Raw genomic sequence first — 23,036 nt, forward strand, 5'->3', positions numbered from 1 at the left:
TCCATCGGTGGAACTCATCGCTTTTTTCAGGTGCTTCTGTGGCACCTCTACTCTTCCTGCTGATGCAACCCGCAACCACTGGGTTTCATACTTTATAACTGGACTAAAAAATACTTGGAATAAGATATTCCTCCGACATTCTGATGAAAAAATTCGCCGAATGCGATGGCTGACTAATAAAAAATTCAAATAAATTTCGCAAAAGAGACAAAAAGACAGTTAAGTCATGTTTGGTGTCAGGAAAATAGTAAGGAGGGGGATTCTGATGGCCGATTTCCCGGGAGCCGGGAACTACACCAAGCCAGAACTGAGCAAAAAACACCCAAAACTGGGTTGATGGATTTTGCGGAGGCGGCAGTTACATCACCTATACTGCAGGTGCACATAACATTAACGAGGGGGTCGCATGTTTTCAGAAGTTGTCGATGCGCAGGTATCACCCACCGGGCAGTTCGATATTCTCTCCAAGTACGAAATCCACAAACTCAGCGACGAGAGCCGAGGGCCGCAATACCAGGCATTTCGCAACTGTTCCCTGGCGGTACTGAACAGCGGCGGCTACATGGATGACGGCAAGGAACTGCTGGAAAAATATTCAGATTTTGATATTTCGGTTATCCCCACCGAGCGCAGTGTAAAACTCAGGGTCACCAATGCGCCGGCCGGCGCCTTTGTGGACGGCAAAATGATCCGCGGTATTGCCGAGCATCTGTTCGCAGTATTGCGGGATATCATCTACGTCAACAGCGAGATTACCGGGGACCCGCGTTACAACCTGGTATCTGCGCAGGGCGTCACCGACGCGGTATTTCATATCCTGCGCAACGCCGGCACCTTCAATCGCAATCGCACACCGCGGCTTGTGGTCTGCTGGGGAGGCCACTCGATTTCCGCAGAAGAGTATGACTACACCAAGAAAGTGGGTTACGAACTGGCGCTGCGCCATCTTGATATCTGCACAGGTTGTGGTCCCGGCGCCATGAAAGGCCCAATGAAAGGCGCCACCATCGGCCACGCCAAACAGCGCGACCGCCACGGCCAATACCTGGGCATCACCGAGCCCGGCATCATCGCCGCGGAAGCGCCGAATCCAATCGTCAACCAGCTGGTGATCATGCCGGACATTGAAAAACGCCTGGAAGCCTTCGTACGCACCGGCCACGGCATTGTGGTATTCCCCGGAGGCGCGGGCACCGCGGAGGAGATTCTCTACCTGCTCGGCATTCTGTTGCATCAGGACAACAGGGATCAGCCCTTCCCGGTTATTTTTACCGGCCCGGCCAGCGCGGCGGAGTACTTCATCCGCATCGACCAGTTCATTGCCAACACCCTTGGAGAAGAGGCGCGTACGCGCTACCAGATCATCATCGACGATCCGCAGGAAGTCGCGCGGCAGATGGCTGCAGGCATCGAAAAAGTGCGGGAACACCGCAAGGAAACCGGCGATGCCTACTACTTTAACTGGCAGCTGAAAATCTCCACCGAATTCCAGCGCCCGTTCGCGCCGACCCACGAAAACATGCGCGGGCTCGCCCTGCACAAAAATCAGGAACCCTACCTGCTCGCCGCCAACCTGCGCCGCGCATTTTCCGGAATCGTATCCGGCAATGTGAAAGATGAAGGAATCCGCAACGTCGAGAAAAACGGCCCTTACGAGCTGTGCGGCGATCCAACACTGATGCACAGCATGGACACCCTGCTTGAATCGTTTATTAAGCAACAGCGCATGAAACTGCCTGGGAGACAGTACACTCCCTGCTACAGGATCAGTGCGGACTAAGTTCTATCTACTGCGGCTATTGCCAAGACTTCAGCAAGAGCCGCCTCTCTCCCGAATCCTTCGCCAGCGGCGGTCAGGCCAACCGGTCTGATAGTCGTTTCCCTGCCGCTTTGGTATCCTTGCGCGCTTGCCCGATAGCCCGCAATAGGAGGCACATCCCCCTTAGTGCCGGCACACCAGAACAACCAAGCCACTGATTTATAAAGAATTCCTCACCCATGCCCGCAACCGTCAGCACGAACCAGCAAGTCGAACACACCCCTATGATGCAGCAATACCTGCGCATCAAGGCCGAACACCCGCAGGAGCTGGTGTTCTACCGCATGGGGGACTTCTACGAGCTGTTCTACGACGACGCCAAGCGCGCGGCGGAACTGCTGGATGTGACCCTGACCGCCCGCGGCAAGTCCGGGGGGCAGCCGATTCCCATGGCGGGTATTCCCTACCATGCGGCGGAAGGGTATCTGGCGCGGCTGATCAGGGCTGGGGTTTCCGTGGCCATCGCCGAGCAGATCGGCGACCCGGCCACCAGCAAAGGCCCTGTGGAGCGCAAGGTGGTGCGCATCGTCACCCCGGGCACCGTCACCGATGAGGCGCTGCTGAACGAGCGCCGCGACAACCTGCTGGCGGCCACTGTGATGATCGGGGGCAAGTTTGGCCTCGCACTGCTGGACGTGGGCACTGGGCATTTTGCGGTGCAGGAAGTGGACACGCTGGACGCGCTGGTAGAACAAGTGCAGCGCTATAGCCCCACCGAGCTGCTGGTGTCCGAAGACCTGATCCTGCCGGCAGAAATCGAACGCCGCGCCGGCCTGCGCCGCCGTGCGCCCTGGGAATTCGACCTGGAGAGCGCACTGCGCCTGCTGAACCGCCAGTTCGGCACCATGGATCTCGAAGCCTTCGGCTGCAGCCATATGCATGCTGCCCTGTGTGCCGCCGGTTGCCTGCTGCAGTATGCCCGCGACACCCAGCGCACCGAACTGCCGCATATCCGCACCCTGCGCACCGAGCGCAGTGAAGACACCGTGGCACTGGACCCGGCCAGCCGCCGCAATCTGGAGATCGACACCAACCTCAATGGCGGCGATGACAACACGCTGCTGTCGGTGTTCGATGCCTGTAAAACCGCCATGGGCAGCCGCCTGCTGCGCCGCTGGCTGAACAATCCCCTGCGCAACTTAAATATCCTCGAACAGCGCCAGCAGGCCATCGCCGCGCTGATCGCCGACTACCGCTTCGAACCGCTGCGCGAGGCACTCAAGCCCATCGGCGATATGGAGCGCATCCTCGGCCGCCTGGCCCTGCGCTCGGCGCGCCCGCGAGACCTGTCCCGTTTGGGCATGTCTCTGGCGCAGTTCCCGGAACTGCAGCGTCAATTGAGTGAGACGGATGCGAGCCTGCTCGGCCAGCTCTCCCGGGAAATGGGCGAGTGGCCGGACACGGTGGAACTGCTGGAGCGGGCACTGGTAGAGAACCCGCCGGTGGTGATCCGCGAGGGCGGTGTGATTGCCGAGGGCTTCGATGAGGAGCTGGACGAGCTGCGCGGCATCAGCGAGAACGCCGGCGACTATTTAGTGCAGATGGAAGTGCGCGAGAAGGAGCGCACCGGCATCCCCACTCTAAAGGTGGGTTACAACCGCGTGCACGGCTACTACATCGAGATCAGCCGCGGCCAGAGCGACAAGGCGCCGGCGGACTATATCCGCCGCCAAACCCTCAAAAACGCCGAGCGGTTCATCACTCCGGAGCTGAAAGAGTTCGAAGACAAGGCACTGTCCGCCAAGAGCCGCGCCCTGGCCCGGGAGAAGTTCCTGTACGAGGAGCTCATCACCACCCTGAACGAACACCTGGCAGAGCTGCAGAACGCCGCCGCCGCGGTGTCCCAGCTGGACGTGCTGGCAAATATGGCCGAGCGCGCGGACCAGCTGCGCCTGACAAAACCCGAGCTGTCCAAGCAGCCCGGCATCCACGTCGAGGGCGGCCGCCACCCGGTGGTGGAGCAGGTTCTCGACGTGCCCTTCGTGGCCAACGATATCGACCTGCACGACGCCCGCCGCATGCTGGTGATCACCGGCCCCAACATGGGTGGTAAGTCGACCTATATGCGCCAGACCGCGCTGATTGCGCTGCTCGCCCACTGCGGCAGCTTTGTGCCCGCCGACCGCGCGCGCATCGGCCTGCTGGACCGTATCTTCACCCGCATTGGCAGCGCCGACGACCTCGCCGGCGGCCGCTCCACCTTTATGGTGGAGATGACCGAGACGGCAAATATCCTGCGCAACGCCAGTGAGCACAGCCTGATCCTGATGGACGAGATCGGTCGCGGCACCAGCACCTACGACGGCCTATCCCTGGCCTGGGCCTGCGCCCATTTCCTGGCCGACAAGGTGCGCGCCTTCACCCTGTTCGCCACCCACTACTTCGAGCTGACCGAACTGCCCGCGCAGTGCCCAGAGGCCACCAACATCCACCTGAACGCTACCGAGCACGGGGACTCCATCGTGTTCCTGCACCGCATCCAGGAGGGCCCCGCATCCAAGAGCTACGGCCTGCAAGTGGCAAAGCTGGCCGGCATCCCTCAGGAAGTTCTGGACGAAGCCAAGGCCCGCCTCGCCGCCCTGGAAGCGGGCCACACCACCCGCGATTCCAGCCCAGGAGTAAAAGCTGCAGCCCAACAGACCCTCAATCCAGCCCCTGCCCCCAAGCCAGCGCCGGCCGCGCAGCCTAAAGTTGCCGCTCCCGCCCAGGTAGACCTGTTCGGCAGTGGCCCGCACCCGGCGGTGGAAGCGCTGGAAGCCTTGGATCCAGACGACCTGACCCCGCGCCAGGCACTGGAACAGCTCTACGCCCTACGCAAACTGTTATAAGCACCCAACCAATTCGACTCAAAAGCTACTACAATTCGCGCCAGTAATTGCTAAAATCCGCTGCTTTCAGAATCGGGCCCGGCCCCGCCATGGGAACCGGCCCGGCAGCGGTAACGCACAGCACTATTGATAGCACTATCGAGGGACAAGCATGACATTCGTAATTGGGGAAAACTGCATCAAGTGCAAATACACCGACTGTGTGGAAGTTTGCCCGGTAGATTGCTTCTACGAAGGACCCAACTTCCTGGTGATCCACCCGGACGAGTGTATCGACTGCGCCCTGTGTGAACCCGAGTGTCCCGCCAACGCCATCTTCTCCGAAGACGAGGTGCCGGAAGACCAGCAGGAATACATCGAGCTCAACGCAGAACTCGCGGAGGTATGGCCGAATATCACCGAGAAAAAAGACTCACTGCCGGATGCCGAGGAGTGGGATGGTGTGAAAGGCAAGCTGCAGTATCTGGAGCGCTGAGCACTCGTATTCAAATAAAAAGCCGTCTTCACCGACGGCTTTTTACTTTCTCAGGGATTGAACCCCCTCGCGCCGGCTCAATGGATTTATCGGCTGTTCCCCGGAAGTAACCAAGTACCGACTGACTGTTTATGTCCACCATGAAATCCCTCCGCATCCTGTTGCGCCGCACCATGGCCATCGCCGTGCTGACTATCCCGCTGGAAGCCACTTCCGGCGAGGACCGCCGCATCGCCCTGGCGTTCGACGACTTCCCCAGCACCAGCAGCAATGAAGGGTTACTGGACGAACTGGAACGGCTGGATATCAAGGCCACATTTTTTCAAGAAACACCAGCGTTGACAAACGAAGCAAAGAGCGCAAAGAAACGGGGCAAGATCAAAACCCAAAGAAGCCGGGGAAGCACCTCTACCAACACTCAGCGGGAAATCGACGGTGCCACGCGGATTCTGCGCAGCCTGGACGAACACCACCCAAGCCTGCTCACTCCATCCTTTGCTCGACAGCCTGAGAAATTCGAGCAGGGCCAAGCCAACACAAACTACTGGAATTTTCCCGGAGACGCCCTCGCAGATCTGGACGCCCCTCAGGAAATCGCCGAGTTGCTGGCTGAAAATGCCTTTCCCGGCGCCGTGGTAATACTGCACCCGCGCCATAAGCGACGCGAACATATTCTGCGGGCCCTGCCAGTGATCAGCGAAAGACTGAAGGCAGAGGGATACGAGTTTGCCACGCTCTCGGAGCTGATCAGTCCGAAAAACGCTTCGAAACTCGCCACCTGAATACAACCTATCACCGATTAGAAAGGCTGCAATTGCAGCCTTTCTTTTAAAAACCTGGTGTTTTCGCTGCGCCACTTCACTCATGCCGCAATGCGTCAATTGGGTCCAGCTGCGCCGCGCGTCTTGCGGGCATATAACCAAACAGCACACCGATACCCGCGGAGAACAGGAAGGAAATCAAGTTGATCCCCACATCGAAATGGTAGGGCAGCCCCATCAGTGCAGCGAGTGTGACTGAGGCGATGGTGGCGATGAGTATTCCCAATAGCCCCCCCAGTGCTGCGAGCACCACTGCTTCAATCAGAAACTGCAATAGTACTTCCCGCTCCAATGCCCCAATGGCGAGGCGGATACCGATTTCCCGCGTGCGTTCGGTAACAGACACCAGCATGATGTTCATGATGCCGATGCCTCCCACCAACAGACTTACTGATGCGACCGCGCCGAGCAGGCCAGTGAGTACCTGGGTGGTGCCGGAGAGGGTGTCGGCGATCTGGCGGGTGTCCAGCACGTTGAAGTCATCGTCTTCGTTGGCTGCCAATCGCCGCCGCTCGCGCATCAGCGCGGTCAGCTGCAACTTGACGGTATCTATCTGTTCCGCGCTCGCCACGGAAATCATGATGTCGGATATGCTGCGGCGGCTGCCGGCGAGCCGGCGTTGTACGGCGCCGAGCGGCATCACCACTTTATCGTCCTGATCGCCCATGGGTGCCTGCCCTTTGGATTTCAGCACACCGATGATTTCACATGAGAAATTTTTCACACGCAGGCTTTCGCCCACCGGCATAGCCGTAGTGCCATAGAGTTCCTTGCGGATGGTTTCGCCAATCACGCATAGGGTTGCACCGCTATTTGCCTCCTGCTCGTTGAAAAAGCGCCCGGCGGCGAGTTCCCAGCTGCCGGCAAGGAAGTAGTCCGCGGTAGTGCCCACCACTTCCGTGGACCAGTTTTTGGCATAGGCCACTACGGTGCTGTTCACTTCGATTTCCGGAGCCACAGCGGCAATGCCCGGGATGCGCTCGCGAATGGCGTCCACATCGCTCAGCTTGAACGGGGGTGGACCGCTGGCACCGGCACTGCCGGGCGGACCGCGACGAAATCTCGCCTGTCGCAGCATCAGCAGATTACTGCCCAGGTTTTCCACCTGCTGACGCACGGACTCGGTGGCGCCATTACCGAGCGTTACCATGGTGATTACCGCAGATACACCGATGACGATACCGAGCACGGTGAGAAACGAACGCAGAATATTGCGGCGTACTTCGCGCACCGCCAATAACAGACTACTCCACAGCATGATCGCGCTCCTGCAACCGGCCTGCGGCCTGCTCCTGCACTTCGTCGCGCGCTACCAGCCCATCCACGAAATGCACCACCCGGCGGGCGTAGGCCGCCATGTCCTCTTCGTGGGTGACCATTAATACCGTGATGCCATTGTTGCGGTTGAGGGAGGCTAGCAGCTCCATGATTTCATGGCTGCGGCGGGTATCGAGATTGCCAGTGGGCTCGTCAGCAAGCAGTAAGGTCGGATTAGTGACAATCGCGCGGGCAATGGCGACCCTTTGTTGCTGGCCACCGGAGAGTTCCGCCGGGGTGTGGTGCTCCCAACCCGCAAGGCCCACCTGCGCCAGTGCGCGTTTGGCTGCGGCAGCGCGCACATCTGCAGGCTCGCCGCGGTATAGCAACGGCAGTTCGACATTTTCCTGTGCGGAAGTACGGGCCAGCAGGTTGAAGCCCTGGAACACAAAACCGAGAAAATGCCGGCGCAGCAGCGCGCGCTCGTTGCGCGACAGATCCTCGATGCACACATCGCGAAAGCGGTAGCTGCCGGTGGTGGGCACGTCGAGGCAACCAATGATGTTCATCACCGTGGATTTACCGGAACCGCTGGGGCCCATTACTGCGACAAAATCCCCCTCGTTCACTTTCAGGTCTACACCGCGCAGCGCCTGAAAGGCGACGTCGCCCTGGCCATAACTTTTGGTAACCCCGGAGAATTCCAGCAACGCACTCATCCGCGCACTCCCGTCATTCCCGTCACGATTTGCGCGCCCTCTTGTAGCGGGCCGTCAACAACTTCCGTAAAGCGTCCATCACTCACGCCAGTACGCACACGCACGGGCTTGAGCTGGCCATTTTCCAGCACCCAGACACGGCGCGGGCCACGGTTCAGCAGTTGCGGTGCACTCTCACTTTGATTGCGGTTGCGCGGGCCCATAAAACGGCGCGGGCCCGGCATCAGCTGCGCGAGCATGCCGCCTCGTTCTCCGCTGCGTTCGCCCGCGCGATTTCCCTGGCGCTCAGCGGATGGCCCATCCTCCCCGCGCGAGCGACCGCGTGCTATTCCACCCTCACTGTTTTCCGCTTCCGGTATCAACTCCGCCGGCGGCGTAAAGCGCAACGCAGTATTTGGCACCAGCAACACATCCTGCTTGGATTCGGTAACAATCGTGGCGATTGCGGTCATACCCGGGCGCAGGGTCTGATCCGGGTTTTCCACCGACAACAGGGTTGAGTAGGACACAACGTTATCGACAATGCTGGAACCGAGACTCACGCGGGTAACCTCCGCGGGATATTCGCGGCCTGGCCAGGCGTCGACGGTAAAGCGCGCGCTGAGCCCCTTGTCCATTTGGCCGATATCCGCCTCATCCACGCTCACTTCCAGCTCCATTTTTGACAGATCTTCCGCGAGGGTGAACAGGACCGGTGCCGACAGTGAGGCGGCGACCGTCTGCCCGGGCTCCACCACCCGGGACAGCACTACGCCGTCGATGGGCGAGATGATGATGGCCTTGGCGAGATTAGTTTCGGCGGTGGCGAGATCTGCCGAGGCGGAGTCTACATTGGCCTCGGCTACCGCGAGGTCAGCACGGGCGCGACGCTCAGTGGCTTCCGCGGCCTCCAGCTCGGCCTGCGCGGGCAGGCGGCCTTCCGTCGCCCGCTTCAGGTCCCGCAGACGCTTTAGATTCTGGGCGGCTTCAATCTGCGAGGCTTCCGCCTGCTGTTCGCGCGCTTTTGCGGAACTGAGCGCGGCCTTGCTCTTGCGCACCTGGTCCTGCCATTGCACGGTGATCAGCCGCGCCAGTTCCTGGCCCTTCTTGACGTGATCGTTGTAGTCCACGGACACAGTTTCCACCGTGCCGGAAACTTCTGTGCCGATGTCAACCTGATTCAACGGCTGCAGGTTGCCCGTGGCGGTAACGGTGATTTCCAGATTGCCACGGCCGACAACCGCAGTGGAAAACTGCGGGCTGTCGCCACCGGAAAATCCGCTGAGTACCCACACACCCAGTGCGGCGGCACCGAGGGTGCCGGCAATCAGCCATTTTTTGTGGGGAAAACGCACTGCATTCGCAGCGCGTGCGTGGGGTGCATTGTTGTCTTTAACGCGGCTGCCGCGCTTGAACACACCCGCAAACAGTCCGCGGTTACCGGCTTTGTCCAGCATGTCGCGCACGGATTCGTTACTGCCATTCATTGGATTTTTCTCCACAATTCCCTGTTCCCTTTCGCTTGATCGCCACTACCAACTGCCGCCGAGGGCGCGGTAAAGGCCGATGGCCGCCAGGGAGTTTTCTGCGCGAACCTCCAGTAAATTCTGCTCCGCACTCAATACCTGACGCTGGGCATCCAGCACCGTCTGGAAATTTACTGCGCCCGCCTGGTAGCGGGAAAACGCCAGTTGTTGCGCATTGCGGGCGAGCGTGAGATTTTCGCTCAACTGCGGGATACGCTGTTCACTGCTTTCTAGTGTGGCAAAGGCATCGGCCACTTCCGCGAGCGCTGCAAGCAGGGTTTTCTGATAGCTGTTCACCGCTTGGTCGTACTGCGCATCGCGCACAGTGACCTGCTGCTTGAGGCGGCCACTGTTGAAAATCGGCACGCTGATGGAACCCAACAGCGAGCGCGCCATGCTGGCGGAATCGAACAGATCCGCGGCGTCGAGACTGCTGAAGTCCAACCCGCCAGCGAGGCGGAAGCTGGGATAGCGCGCGGCTTCGGCGGCGTCGCGGCGGTAACCGGCAGCGGCTACGTTGTGCTCGGCAGCGCGCAGATCCGGGCGACGGCGCACCAGATCGGCCGCAATGTCACTCTCCGCGGCCAGGGGCTGCGCCACATAAGGCACTCCGGCGGGCTGTTGCAGACGCGCGTTCAATGCATCCGGCTCTGCGCCGGAAAGTATCGCGAGGGCGTGCATAGATTGGCTGACGGCACTCTCCTGCGCCGGTAACTGCACCAGTAGCTGGCCGAGGCTGAGGCGCGTCTGGGTGAGTTCCAGTTCGCTGTCGAGCCCCACCTGGTAACGGGCCTCAATGAGCTCTGCCGTTTCCCGCTGCGCGGCGAGGTTGCGCTTGAGGATATCCGCCTGCGCCTGGGCACGGCGCAGATCGATATAGCTGCTGGCCACTTCCGCGGCCAGTGAGATCTGCGCATCCTGCAGGCTGGCGGAAGAGGCCTGAATATCTTCCCCAGCGGCGCGGGCACTGTCGCGGTTGGCTCCGAACAGATCCAGTTCCCAGCTGGCACTGAGACCTGCGCCGTAACGGCTCTGATCGTCGCTGCGCGAGACTGAACTGCTGCCGCTCAGCTCCGGTTGCAGTGCGGCACCGGCGATAACACCCTGAGCGTGGGCGGCACGCAGGGCGGCCTGTGCACTGCGCAAATCCGGGTTGGCCGCGAGCGCCTCGCCGACCAGGTCCACCATCAAGGGGTCGTCAAAACGCTGCCACCAGTCAGTGGCGGTCGCGGGCAATTCCCCCGCGACGGATTTGCCGTCGATGTCCGCGGCGAATACCGGGCCGACGGTCGCGACACCACCGACGGTGATGGCGAGCAGCACCGGGATGGTTCGGAGTAAAGGGGATTTTTTGTTCACGGCGTAATCAGAGTCATCCATTTTGAATGACCATAGAATGCCGCAGCGCCTTGAAAAAGCCGCGTTAAGAAGGGTTAACTTTGGGTAATTAACTTTAATTGCGGTCCGGCTGAGAACCGCAGGCGCAGCCCACGGCTCAACAGTGAACCAGCGCGCCGGTCAGATTCACGCGCCTGCCGCCACTGCTGAGCGAAAATCCGGTGCCTGTCGCGCTCTGCGCGGACTGAAACAGGACTTCTGCCGGAAGAAATATCGGCTTGATGAAGTCCACACCCAAGGTGAACCGGTCCGGCAGGGTTCCCGCGTAGGCCCCCTCCTCCAACGCCGCCAGGCAGCGCGCTTTGGTCCACATACCGTGAGCAATGGCGCGCGGGAATCCGAATATTTTTGCGGTGGAGGCGCTGAGATGAATGGGGTTGCGATCACCGGAAACACGCGCGTAACGCCTGCCGATATCCGCGGGCACCTGCCAGTTGACCGCGCTCGCACAGCCCTCGTCCACAGGTGCCACCCAGGCTTTCTTGCCGCTAGACGGCCTGGACACTTTCGCTTCCCCGTGAGGCGTGCGGCTCAGCAGTGTGCTGACACACTCCCATACCAGCTCCCCGTTAACACGCACGCTTGTCAGCAACTCAAACTCATAGCCCCGTTTAACCGCGACCGCGGCAGCCAGATCACAGCGTATATCCAGATGTTCACGCTCCAGCAACGGGCGGTACTGAGTAATGCTGTTGCGCACATGGACTACCCCCAACACCGGGAACGGAAATGCCTCACTGACCAGCAGTTTCAGCTGCAAAGGCATGGCCAGTACAAAAGGATAGGTTGCCGGCAGATGCTGCCCGGGGCCAAAACCACAGACATCGCGGTATATCTGCAGATGAACGGGATCAACCGCCTGATTGCCAAGCAATACACTGGCGAGCACCCGCTCCTGCCCCGGAGGGAGCCGGCCCGGTTTGCGGGCAGTCAGGGCGCGGAAATACAACGGCAATATGGCCGGGCGGGTATCGAGATCAAATTGTAACGGCATGGGTGTGTTTACCGCGCGAGGCGCAGTGGCAATCCTGTGCATCTGAACAACAAGCTCCGCATGATAAATCGAATGGATACGGGCAGGTAGCCCGATGCTACGCCATTCTGCCAGTCAACGATGCCGTAAAAATGACAAAACCCGGCAGTTGCCGGGTTTTGCGTTGAATTACGCGAAACGTCCTTTCGGAATCGGTTCAGCCCTGGGGCAATTCGCTAATGCCCATGTTGTACAGGGTAAAACCGAAAATGTCCGCATACTGCTCAATGGATTTCGACACCGGAGTGCCGGCACCGTGGCCCGCATTGGTCTCGATGCGGATCAGGGTCGGTACCGCCCCAGACTGTTTGGCCTGCAGCTCGGCGGCAAACTTGAAGGAATGCGCCGGTACCACGCGATCGTCGTGATCGGCAGTAGTGACCAGAGTCGCCGGGTAATTCACACCCGCCTTCACGTTGTGCACCGGGGAATAGCCTTTCAGGTACTCGAACATTTCCTGGCTCTGCTCGGCAGTGCCGTAATCGTAGGCCCAGCCGGCGCCGGCGGTGAAGGTGTGGTAGCGCAGCATGTCCATTACCCCCACCGCGGGAAGCGCGACTTTCACCAGGTCCGGGCGCTGGGTCATGACTGCACCCACCAGCAGCCCGCCGTTGGAACCGCCGCGAATCGCGAGGTAATCCCGGGACGTGTAGCGCTGCTCAATCAGATATTCACCTGCGGCAATGAAGTCGTCGAACACATTCTGCTTCTGCAGCTTGGTGCCGGCATCGTGCCAGCGCTTGCCATACTCGCCGCCACCGCGCAGGTTCGGCACCGCGTACACGCCGCCCAGCTCCAGCCACACCGCATTGGGGATGCTGAAACTTGGGGTCAGGCTGATGTTGAAGCCGCCGTAGCCGTACAGAATGGTCGGGTTCTTGCCGTTGAGCTTGAGACCTTTTTTGTAGGTGATCAGCATCGGCACCCTGGTGCCGTCCCTGGATGTGTAAAACACCTGCTTGGACTCGTAACCGGCCGGATCGAACTTGGCACCGGATTCGCGGTAAACACTGGATTTACCCTCTTCCACGTCAAACGCAAAAATGGTGGATGGCGTCTTGTAGTTGGTGAAGGTGTAATACAGGGTTTTGTCTTCGCGTTTGCCGTCGGGCGCGCTCACACTGCCCGGGCCAGGCAGCGCGATTTCACGCACCTGTTTGCCGTTGTAGTCGTACTGGTAGACCTTGGACAGCGCATCCACCATATACTCGGCAAAGAAGTAACCACCGCCGGTGGAGGCCGTCAGTACATTTTCGGTCTCGGGAATAAAGTCCTGCCAGTTTTCCGGTACCGGATTGGCCGCATCCACGGTGACGATTTTCTTGTTGGGCGCATTGCGGTCGGTGACCAGGAACAGCTTGCTGCCCTGGTTGTCGATTACGTAGGTGTCGGAATCAAAATCCGTCAGTACCGGCACCAGCGGGGCGTCAGACTTGGTGAGATCCACAATGAACAGGTCGTTGCCGGAGGTGGACGTAGCGCCGGAAATCACCAGATAGCGGTCGTCTTCTGTCACGGTGCCGGATACGTAGCGGCGCTTCTGAGCCTCGCTACCGCCGAATACCAGCGCGTCTTCAGCCTGGGGCTGGCCCAGCTTGTGGTAATAGAGCTTATGCTGGTCGGTCTTGGCAGACAGCTCGCTGCCTTCCGGTTTGTCGTAGCTGGAATAGTAAAAACCTTCGTTACCTTTCCAGGAGATGCCGGAGAATTTCACATCCACCAATGGTGCTTCGAGCACCTCTTTGGTCTCTGCATTAATGATGTAGATCTTGCGCCAGTCACTGCCACCTTCCGAAACCGCATAGGCAGCGATGGAACCATCTTTGGAAAATTCCAGCGTGGCAAGTGAGGTCGTGCCATCTTCGCTGAAGGTGTTCGGATCGAGGAAAACTTCCGCTTCACCATCGCCCTTCTTGCGCCAAACCACATACTGGTTCTGCAGACCGTCGTTGCGGTAGAAGTAGGTGTAATCGCCTTCTTTAAAGGGCGAACCAACTTTTTCGTAGTTCCACAGGGCTTCCAGGCGCTGCTTGAGGGCATCGCGGTAAGGAATCTGATCGAGATAGCTGAAGGTGACTTTGTTCTGGGTTTTCACCCAGGCTTCGGTTTCCGGGCTGCGGTCATCTTCCAGCCACCGGTAGGGATCGGCGATCTCGGTACCAAAATACGTATCGATGACATCGTCTTTGCGGGTCGGCGGATACGTCAACGCCGCCGTCTGTGCGGCGGGTGCCGCCTCTACAGTTTCACTCATGGATTTGGTGTTCTCCGGGGACTCTCCCGAGCAGGCAGCCAGTACTCCGGCCACGGCCAGTGCGGATAGTTTTTTCATTATTCGGGGACCTCCCGGTTGCTCCCAATACATTGGATGGATTTTGCAAAACCATTAGGAAACCCAATTCCCGCGGGCAGATCAAGGAAATGCCGGAAAGCGGAAAAACCCAGGATAATAAGCCACCAAATAAATAAATTAAAAAACAAAAATCTAATCAATAAGCAGCGGACCAACTAATCCGCTAGGACAGCATCACGCCACACACCCCCGCGATCACCAGGGAGGCAAGCACACTCAGCACCGCGCCCTCGCGCACCATTTCCTGAATCCGCACCTTGCCGGTACCGTAGGCGATGGCGTTGGGGGCGGTGGCTACCGGCAGCATAAAAGCGCAGCTTGCGCACATGGCAGCGGGAATCATCAGCACCATGGGGTCGAGCCCGGCGCTGGTGGCGACCACCGCGAGAATCGGCATCAGCAGTGTCGCCGTGGCGGTATTGCTGGTGATTTCGGTAAGAAACGTGACCGAGAGACACAACACCACCAACATCAACCACAACGGCATGTCGGTGAGTGAGACGAGCGCTTGTCCCATCATCTCGCTCAGGCCGGAAACCACAAATCCTTTTGCAATGGCGATACCGCCGGCAAACAGCAGCAACATCCCCCAGGGAATACTTTCCGCCGTCGGCCAGTCCAATAGATGGCCACCCTTGCCGTTGGGAATCAGAAACATCAACACCACCGCGCCGAGCGCCACGGTGCTATCACCGGCCCCTTCCACACCCAGCAGGCCGCTCCAGCCACCGAAAGGCTCGTTGCGGGTTACCCAGAACAGAATCGCCACGGCGAAAACCAACAGAGTGCGCACCTCTTCCGGCCGCCACTCGCCGACCGGCGGTGCCTCCAGCGATTTATTCAGTTGAATGCCGCGGGTCAGCCACAGAGCCATCAGAGGCAGTGTAAGCAATACCACTGGCAAACCGATTTTCATCCAACTGAGGAAGCTGAATTCCCGCCCGGTAAACTCTTCATAAATACCCATGAAAATCACATTCGGTGGTGTGCCCAGCGGGCTGCCGACGCCACCGAGACTGGCGGCATAGGCAATCCCCAGTATCAGCGCCACCGTGAGCCGGTGATTGTCGGCGCGAGACAGGATGGCCAGCGCGATGGGTAGCATCATCAGGGTAGTGGCGGTGTTGGAAATCCACATACTGAGCAGCCCTGCCGCGAGCATAAACCCAAGCACCAGACGCCGCCCGCTGGAAATGCCCACCAGTTTCAGCATGTACAGTGCCAACCGCTCGTGCGCGCCACTTTTTTCCAGCGCCTTGGACAACATGAACGCGCCCATCAACAGCAGGATTACATGGCTGCCGAGTGACGACGCCACCAGTTTGTGATCCCCGACGCCAAACAACGGAAATAGTACGAACGGCACGATGGACGTGGCGGGAATGGGCAGTGCTTCGGTAATCCACCACACGACAGTAAGTACCGTGATGGCTGCGGTGACTGCCGGCAGGTAGGACATGCCGAAAGCAACCATCAGGAAGTAACACGCCACCGCCAGCACGGGACCGAGCAATAAGAATAAAGTTCTGAGCACCATTATTCCTGAGCCTCCGTAGTGAGAGTCTCGGGTTCGCGCTGCGGTTTACCTGCAGTTGCGCTGACCGGTGCAACCGCTGCCGTTACCGCGACACTGCGCCGGCGCAGCAACACGTCTGCCAGTTCCCAGTCACGGGTCAGTTGGCCATCGGCATTGCGCGCATTGACATTCCAGCACCGGACATGGACATTGATGCCGTTCTCTACGCGGGAAAAGTTCAGCGTGGTGAAATTGTTGTCCGACATATGGCCGATCAATTTCTTGCGGTAACTTCCAGTTTTGACATATTCCACCGGCGCTTGGATATCCGCGACGGGTCTGTCGGGAAAAGTTTTCACCGTGGTGTCGGGCCGGCTACCCGCGCTCGGCAGACAGGACAGCGGTGTAGATACCACTTCCACCACCTGCTTTCCGTTCAGTTCCATGCGTGTGAGGCGACTGTAGTGCACATCCCCTGCAAGGATCAAAATATCTTGCGGGCAATCGTGTAATGCCTGTACCAGTGGCTCATACTGGGCGGTGTCGGCCAGCGAGTGGTCGCCCAGTCCCAGTTTCACCAGCCAGGCCGCAAAAGCATTTTTTAACCGCGCTTTGAAACAGCCTCCTTTGCGCCAGTGCCAGTTGGTCAGCAGTGGCATGGGCAGTACCAGCACCCCCGGACAGGTGAGCCCCCGCAGCCAGGTACACGCGCGCTCAAGAGTCGCATCATCGGTGAACCTCGCGTTGTTTCCCCGCTCCCGTTGCAGGTAGGTATCCAGGTAGAAAAACTCAAGCTCATTGCCAATGGCAAACTGGTCCGAAGCATTGCCCTCGGGCAACTGGTAGGCGTCAAACAATGCTTGCGCGCTCGACTTCCAGATTTGCCGGAGGCTGGCAATCGCGAGCCCCCAGAAAAATCCCGGCGGGTTGGGGTAATCGTTCCAGAATTCGTGATCACCGGCGAGAAAATGGTGATTGCCTGAGCGCAGCACCCGGTGCAGACCCCGTTGCCAGTTGTCGCGGTATTCCGCAGCGAAAATCCGCTCGAGTTCCGCCTTACCTTCCGCGGCATACAATGCCGCAAGACGCAGGGATTTGACGATGCTCAGACCCGGAATGGGGGCAAAGCCCCAGCCGGCGGTTGCCACCGCCGTATCCAGATATACCTGATCGCCGCCAAGAAAGGAAACGTCTGGGCGACAGTCTTGTGGGAGGGCGTCAAAGGCCGCCGCCAGTGCGCCCTTGTCTGCCTTGCCATAAAAGCAGGAACCGTACCAAACGTTGAAACCATCCGAGAGACTGCGCGGGCGCGCGCGGAACTCCGCATCGGCAAGTTCAATCGCCCTGCCCTGCTCGTCCAGTGCCCACAGGGAAGCCTGATAGCGGCAACCGGGGGTGACGGGCAACAGCAGCACGGTGTAACGCAGGGAAGGCGCCTCGCGCTCTAATTGCAGCGGAAAATCGCGGCAACCGGCTTCGCAGTGGGACACCGGCCCTGCGCCCTGTGGAGTACACCGCACCCACATCCGTTTGGGCAATTCCTCACAGTGCGCCCCAACCCACAACTGCAACCGGCCCCGCACGCAATAGCCGTGCGGTACCAGCATAAACCCCGAATCGCTCGCACTCATTTCCGGAACCCCAACCCCTGACAATCCTGCCTGTTTTTCATTTTTATTCTGCCCTACCAACCCTGTTTACGGCAGGCGCGCCACATGGTCGCAGAATTTCGGGGGACGTCAACTCAAGCGCCAATTGGGATACACTGGCCGGACAGAGATTATGCAGGTTACCGGTTTGGAAACGTTCTTCGCGATTATCCTGTTCGCCATCCTCATCTGGGTAGTGCCAATGGTGTGGCAGCGTGCGCGCCGGCGCTACCTGCGTTCGCGCCCATTGACGCGGCAACAGACGTCGATACTGGCGGACCGTCTCGCCCTCTTCCGCCACCTGCCGAAGGAACGCCAGGAAGAACTGAAGCGCAATATGAGCTTGTTCCTGCGGGAAAAAGAATTTGTCGGCTGTGACGGTCTCGTCATCACCGAAGAAATGCGGGTGGTGATTGCCGCACACGCATGCTTGCTTTTACTCGCGCGGGACAACAACTGCTATCCCAATCTGTACACGGTGCTGGTGTACCCGGAGGCGTATGTGGCAGAGGAAACCCACTACGACGGCCACATTCAAACCACCCACCTGAGCGCGCGCGCCGGTGAGGCGCACTATCGCGGGCCGGTGGTGCTGTCGTGGTATGACCTGCAACAGGGGCTCGCGCACCCGGAACAGGGCCACAATGTGGCGATTCACGAGTTTGCCCACAAGTTGGACGAAGAGGACGGCTATGTGGACGGGAGACCGCCCTTTGCGAAGAGTGCCGACGGCAAGAGCTGGGCGCCGGTGATGCGGGAAGCTTTTGCGGAATTGCGCCAGCGGATTCACGCGCTACAGGGCGAAGCGGAACTTCAGGATGTCACCGGGGAGCGCGCGCCGTCCGTTCTCGATACCTACGGCGCACAGTCCCCGGCGGAATTTTTTGCGGTGGCTACCGAGGCGTATTTCATTATTCCAACAGCGATGGCAGCCGCTCACCCGGCGCTGTATCGCGAGATGCAAAAATTTTACCGAACAGATCCTGCCGCACTGCTGCGTGGAAATCGTCCGGGCGGTTGATATCGCAGTTGATCGCGGGATCGGGGACTTCCACATCGTAAACGGCGTCACTGTAGATGCGCAGCACCTTCTCTACCCCGCTGCGGCGCAGACGTGAAAGTGCGGTGAGATAACGCCGACCGATGGCGATAGGATAGCCGCGGGTACCGGCGCATACCGGCACACAGATACGATCCTCTCGCGCGGACTGCAGCAGCGTGACCATCGTTTCCGGTTCCACGAACGGCATATCCCCGAGGCACACCAGCACGGCTCTGGGGTTGGCTCCCTGGCGCTGCAGCTGCTCAACGCAAAAGGCAAGACTGGCACCAATGCCCACCGGCCACACGGGTGCATGCAGCACCTGCACCGGCATGTTGCGGAGTCCGTTGGCGATCACCGGGTCGCGCGCGCGGATAACAACCTGTATCTGCGTATCCTCAAGTGTAGAAGCCGCCGCCATGGTGGCTTGCAGAGTGCGCAATAACATGGGCTCACCCTGGATGCTGGCGAGGCGCTTGTCACCGCCAAAGCGATGGGAGTAACCCGCGGCCAGAACGACAATCGAATATTCCATTTCGTTTTCACCCATCCTTTTTAATATCGTCCAGTTTTTATAGTCGGTCAGTAATCCTTCTTCCACTGCAGTTCCACACTTCCGCCGCCGCTTTCGTCGTTATCCGCGGATTTGATATCCAGGCGCAGATTTCTGCGCAGCTCGATCTGCATTTCCGCCCGCCAGGGGTTGAGCGGGTCGGTGCTGCGCTGCAATTCGAGATAGATACGGCTGGTGATGTACTTGCCGAGGCTCAGTGAGTACTGATCGCCCTCGTCCGTGGCCTCGGATTCGAAATCCAGACTGTCCAAGCCTACCAGATCGCGGGTACTGGCAAGCGGGTCAAAGCCGGTGCCGCCCGTCTGTAAAGTGCGCACTACACCGACCAGGCGCACGGCCTGCAGCGGCGAGATATCCGTCAGAGACTTGCCAAACAGCAGCTGCGCAAAGATTTCGTCTTGCGCCGCCGCCGGGTTGGAGCTGAACTCGATTTTGGGGTTATCCGTAGTACCGGAAATTTCCGCGGTAATCTCGCCCTCCGGATAGGTGTGCACGCCCTTTACATAGAGCACCGCAATATTGTTCTGGAACTGCACCTGCCCCTCCTGCAATTCGAACTTCTTGCCCAGCAGGTCGAACTTTCCGCGCACAATGGTCAGTGTGCCGGACGCCTGCGGGTCGGCGGCGGTCCCCGCGATTTCCACTTTGCCCTTGAGGTTGGAATCAAGCCCGAGCCCGCGCACGTACGACTGTTGATCCAGCACGATTTCCAGCGCCAGGGCGATGTTGCCCATCAGCGGGGAGCCCTCTTGCTGCTCGCCGCCGTCCATCTGAACCTCAACCACGTCAATCTCGGGCACACTGCTGCCGATAAAGTGCTCCACCTGTACCGCTAACGGCCGCAGGTTCAAGGAGCCCGCGAGCAGCGCATCCTCGGTATTGCCGGTGAGACGCATTTCACCGGTAAAGGCGCCCTTGGCACCCGGCATGTTGAGCAGGTGCGCATTGCGCGCGGTAACAGAAAAATTCAGCGCCGGTGGCGCGGGCGCGTTGAAGGTCACTGCGCCGGCCAGGTCGATCCGCCCGCGATCGCCATCCCGCGCACTGGCCTCCACCACCTGCCACGCTTCCGGCGTAAGATCAGCGACGAACACGACATTGGTCAGGCGGGTATTGCTGGGGCGGTGCTCGTAGTAACCGTCCTGCAGATTGATCTTGCCGCGGGCATTGGGGGCGACGCTGGTACCATCCGCCACCAGGCTGAAGTCGAGCCGCCCGCGCATGCTGTGAATTTCCGGGTCGAAAAAGGCGCCGAGAGCCGCCAGGTCCGCGGTGCCGTTGGCCTCAAGATCGACAGGCAGCGGCGGCGACTCACCCGCCGGTTTCTCGCGGAACAACTGCTCAAGGATGGGTGCAATGGCCAGCGTGGCCTTGGCGTCCGCGGCAGTGCGATCCCCGTGACTGGCATCCAGACTCATCTCCAGATCGCCATCACTGGTCTGCCATGTGAGCGCCAGGGTCAGTGGCGACTGCACCAGTGCATCGTCCCGCAGTGCGGGCGCGCGGCCGGTAATGCGGAGTTCGCCGGCGAGATCCGGATCTTTCGGGGTGCCGCGCGCGGTAGCCACAAGGTTCAGCTCGCCGCTGTCACTGATGTCTGCACTGATCCATTCTTCAAAATCCGCCAGCACCGCCTGGGCGCGAAGCTCCAGATCCAGAGACTCCGCACTCAGGCTGCCATCAGCGGTGAGCTGGTTGCGTCCGGCCCAAAGTAACTTCACTTCCGACAGTGTGACCTGTGCCTTGCTGTAACTCACATCCCCCTGCATCTGCCAAGGCTCACCACGATATTCGCCAAGACCGAGGAGATTGGCGGTGGCCTCGGGATCGCTGAACGACCCGCTGAACTGGCCGTCGACACTAAGTTCGCCGCGCAGCGATGGCGGCAAATCCACACCCGCCAGACGCGCAAGCCGCAGCGGGATATTACGCGCGGCTACACTTCCGTTGGCACGCTGGGCTTTGGGTTGCAGTACACCGTTGAGTTCGAGCCAGGCGTAGCCGCGCTGGCGCGCCTGCTCAGAATCCGCCGCCAGGGCGGCAACGCCGGCGGCCCGTTGGCGGGATTGTTCCAGCGGGGCACGCGCCTGCTCCAATGGGTAATCCTTGCTCGGCTCGTGCACTTCATCCGGCACCAGCGACTGCTCAGCGGCTGCGGCCGGATCGCCACCATTGACATCGGCTGCGGCATCGGCAACGCCGGTGAAGAGCTCCAACCGCAAGCGGTCGAAGGTGATGGCCTCGGCATTGCCCACCGCACCGCCGCGCAGACGGTAGCGATACTCGCGATACTCGCCATCGGACGACAGGCGCGCAGACATTTTGGGATTGTCCCAGGGGCCATTGACCGAAACCACCGCATCCAAATCGACTTCGGTGCCCTCGTCCACCGGCAGCCCGAACTGCTCCGCGGGCTGCAGGCCACGCGCCGCAACGTCCAACTGGAACTGTACCGCCTTGCGCTCGACATTTACTTCACCGCTGCCACTTACCCGGAGCCCTTCACCTTCCAACACCAGGTCACTCACCGCAAACTTGTTGAGATCACCCACGGCCCGGCCTTGCAGTCGGGTATTGAATTCCAGGTATTGCACGCCGCTATCGAGTGTGACCCCGAGGCGCGGATTCTTCCATGGGCCGGCGGCGGTCACCTGCAGTTGAGCGATGGTACCGTCCAGTTCCGACGGAATTTCCAGATCGCGCGTTTCCTCAAGAGACGCGAGAATTCGCCGGATCTCCGCAAACGGCAATTGCGCGAGCTGTCCCTTCAGATCGATGGCTTCACTGCCAATATCCACACTGCCGCTCACGTCGAGCCGCGCCTCAGCCAGTTGCAGGCGCGCGGTGCGCAGGTAAATCCTGTCTTCGATGGTTTCCACGTCGCCGGTCAGGTGCAGAGGTTGCTGCTGGTAGGATGTTTTGAGTTCCAGCGTGCCGTCGGCATTGGGCAGCGCAAGCGGACCTTTCACTGCAAGATCGGCGCTCAACCAGCCGCCGCGCAGATAGTCCTGAAAGGGATGGGATATGGCGACAGGCAGGCGGCTCAACTGTACCTTGAGGTCCACGGCCTCGCTGTCGATACGGCCGCGAATAGTGTGGCGGGTGTCGTCCACGGTGAGCGTAAGATCATCGGTGGCAACGGACCAGGGCGACAGCATGACGTCTGCATGGCCAACCAGCCCAAAGCGGTGCTCCACCAACGGCAGGGAGAAGCGTTCGACAGCGACGCTCACACGATTTTCGCCCGCGAGTTCCAGCAGGAATTTGCCGTCTGCATCGAGCCCTTCGCCCGCCGGCAACAACAATGTGCGCGGCAAAAATCCACCGGCCCGCTCACTGGCCGACAAGGTGAGTGCATACACCGTATCGCTCTGCATGCGTCCCTCGAGACGCACGTGCATCCCGTGCCCGTTTTCGGATTCAGCAAGCTCCGCAATATCCAGGGTCAACGCCGACTCCCGGCGCGGCCATCGATAGCTGCCCTCACCGTTCACCGCTACCTCGGGAAAATCCTTGAGGCTTTTGTCGATGATGGTGAGCCGTTGTACTGACAAACGCTCAACCCAGATAGCGGGCATCGTGGGATCGTCCACCTCTTCTGCGGTGTCTTCCACTTCCTCTTCACTGACGTGGGCCTCCAGATATTCGCCCAGTAGCGTGTTGTCGAACAGGAAGGACTGCGCGCTCAACTCGGGAATATGGATCTGGTTTCGCCACAGCCGCTGCATGTCCAACTGCAGGGTCAGCTTGCGGCTCTCTAGCAATGGCCTGTCCTTGTAGTGCACCTGCAGCAGGTCGAAATACCAGTACCCCAGCTGTGGGCTACTCAGGCCCCGGGCTTCAATTTCCAGATCGGGCAAGTAGTGACGGGCGATGGCGAGGCCGCTGTTGGTTAGCGCGATACGCCCGGTTTCCGAGCCCACGAGGAAAATCGCCCCCAGCAGTGGCAACAGAAGCACCACCGAGATCAGTGTCAGGCGCGGAGCACGCGGCCAGCGTCTGCGTTTTTCCCGTGCGGAAGTAGTGGAATCAGGTTGCACCGCCATA

15 protein-coding genes are annotated in these 23,036 nt (G+C 59.9%); 5 read left to right on the forward strand and 10 right to left on the reverse strand.

The genetic code is table 11. The features are described from left to right. Positions 1 to 406 precede the first annotated feature (406 nt). The 4 genes from ppnN (at position 407) to FDY93_RS06030 (ending at position 5,904) form a co-directional block, all read left to right on the forward strand. Complete coding sequence (gene ppnN, locus FDY93_RS06015) at positions 407 to 1,780, forward strand: nucleotide 5'-monophosphate nucleosidase PpnN (protein ID WP_138234848.1); 1,374 nt, start codon at positions 407 to 409, stop codon at positions 1,778 to 1,780. Positions 1,781 to 1,998: 218 nt separating this feature from the next. Further along, positions 1,999 to 4,647: a DNA mismatch repair protein MutS gene (gene mutS, locus FDY93_RS06020; RefSeq protein WP_138234849.1), complete on the forward strand. Its 2,649-nt coding sequence runs from the start codon at positions 1,999 to 2,001 to the stop codon at positions 4,645 to 4,647. Between the two features lie 151 nt (positions 4,648 to 4,798). Beyond that, positions 4,799 to 5,122: a ferredoxin FdxA gene (gene fdxA / locus FDY93_RS06025; RefSeq protein ID WP_138234850.1), complete on the forward strand. Its 324-nt coding sequence runs from the start codon at positions 4,799 to 4,801 to the stop codon at positions 5,120 to 5,122. Between the two features lie 131 nt (positions 5,123 to 5,253). Beyond that, entirely contained in the window at positions 5,254 to 5,904 is a 651-nt protein-coding gene (locus tag FDY93_RS06030) for a polysaccharide deacetylase family protein (protein WP_138234851.1), read from the forward strand. Between the two features lie 76 nt (positions 5,905 to 5,980). Here FDY93_RS06030 and FDY93_RS06035 read toward each other — a convergent pair whose 3' ends face one another. From FDY93_RS06035 to FDY93_RS06070, 8 genes are all read right to left on the reverse strand, one after another. Beyond that, positions 5,981 to 7,201: an ABC transporter permease gene (locus tag FDY93_RS06035; protein WP_138234852.1), complete on the reverse strand. Its 1,221-nt coding sequence runs from the start codon at positions 7,199 to 7,201 to the stop codon at positions 5,981 to 5,983. After that, a complete protein-coding gene (locus FDY93_RS06040; RefSeq protein WP_138234853.1) occupies positions 7,188 to 7,919 on the reverse strand; it encodes an ABC transporter ATP-binding protein in 732 nt (243 codons plus the stop codon). The genes FDY93_RS06035 and FDY93_RS06040 overlap by 14 nt, the downstream gene beginning before the upstream one ends. Then, a complete protein-coding gene (locus FDY93_RS06045; protein WP_220446114.1) occupies positions 7,916 to 9,385 on the reverse strand; it encodes an efflux RND transporter periplasmic adaptor subunit in 1,470 nt (489 codons plus the stop codon). The genes FDY93_RS06040 and FDY93_RS06045 overlap by 4 nt, the downstream gene beginning before the upstream one ends. 45 nt (positions 9,386 to 9,430) lie before the next feature. Then, positions 9,431 to 10,804 carry an efflux transporter outer membrane subunit gene (locus tag FDY93_RS06050; RefSeq protein ID WP_138234854.1) on the reverse strand — a complete coding sequence of 458 codons (1,374 nt, stop codon included), beginning with the start codon at positions 10,802 to 10,804 and terminating at the stop codon, positions 9,431 to 9,433. Between the two features lie 115 nt (positions 10,805 to 10,919). Then, complete coding sequence (locus FDY93_RS06055) at positions 10,920 to 11,816, reverse strand: MaoC/PaaZ C-terminal domain-containing protein (protein WP_171018905.1); 897 nt, start codon at positions 11,814 to 11,816, stop codon at positions 10,920 to 10,922. A 196-nt stretch (positions 11,817 to 12,012) separates the two neighbouring features. Beyond that, positions 12,013 to 14,187, reverse strand: coding sequence for a prolyl oligopeptidase family serine peptidase (locus FDY93_RS06060; RefSeq protein ID WP_138234856.1), 2,175 nt, complete (start codon positions 14,185 to 14,187; stop codon positions 12,013 to 12,015). Between the two features lie 184 nt (positions 14,188 to 14,371). Continuing rightward, on the reverse strand, positions 14,372 to 15,745 hold the full coding sequence (locus tag FDY93_RS06065; protein WP_138234857.1) for an SLC13 family permease: 1,374 nt from the start codon (positions 15,743 to 15,745) through the stop codon (positions 14,372 to 14,374). Next, a complete protein-coding gene (locus FDY93_RS06070; RefSeq protein WP_138234858.1) occupies positions 15,745 to 17,214 on the reverse strand; it encodes a metallophosphoesterase family protein in 1,470 nt (489 codons plus the stop codon). The genes FDY93_RS06065 and FDY93_RS06070 overlap by 1 nt, the downstream gene beginning before the upstream one ends. A 292-nt stretch (positions 17,215 to 17,506) precedes the next feature. Between FDY93_RS06070 and FDY93_RS06075 the strand changes: the two genes are divergently transcribed. Then, positions 17,507 to 18,394, forward strand: coding sequence for a M90 family metallopeptidase (locus FDY93_RS06075; RefSeq protein ID WP_138234859.1), 888 nt, complete (start codon positions 17,507 to 17,509; stop codon positions 18,392 to 18,394). Here the strand turns inward: FDY93_RS06075 and FDY93_RS06080 are convergent. Together FDY93_RS06080 and FDY93_RS06085 are read right to left on the reverse strand one after the other, a co-directional pair. Then, positions 18,285 to 19,016, reverse strand: a complete 732-nt coding sequence (locus FDY93_RS06080; protein ID WP_138234860.1) for a nucleotidyltransferase family protein — start codon at positions 19,014 to 19,016, stop codon at positions 18,285 to 18,287. The genes FDY93_RS06075 and FDY93_RS06080 overlap by 110 nt on opposite strands. Then, positions 18,998 to 23,035, reverse strand: coding sequence for a translocation/assembly module TamB domain-containing protein (locus FDY93_RS06085; protein ID WP_138234861.1), 4,038 nt, complete (start codon positions 23,033 to 23,035; stop codon positions 18,998 to 19,000). Before FDY93_RS06085 ends, FDY93_RS06080 begins: the two co-directional genes overlap by 19 nt. Between the last annotated feature and the right edge of the window lies 1 nt (position 23,036).

Origin of the sequence: Microbulbifer harenosus (assembly GCF_005771435.1) — a bacterium.
Taxonomy (GTDB): domain Bacteria; phylum Pseudomonadota; class Gammaproteobacteria; order Pseudomonadales; family Cellvibrionaceae; genus Microbulbifer; species Microbulbifer harenosus.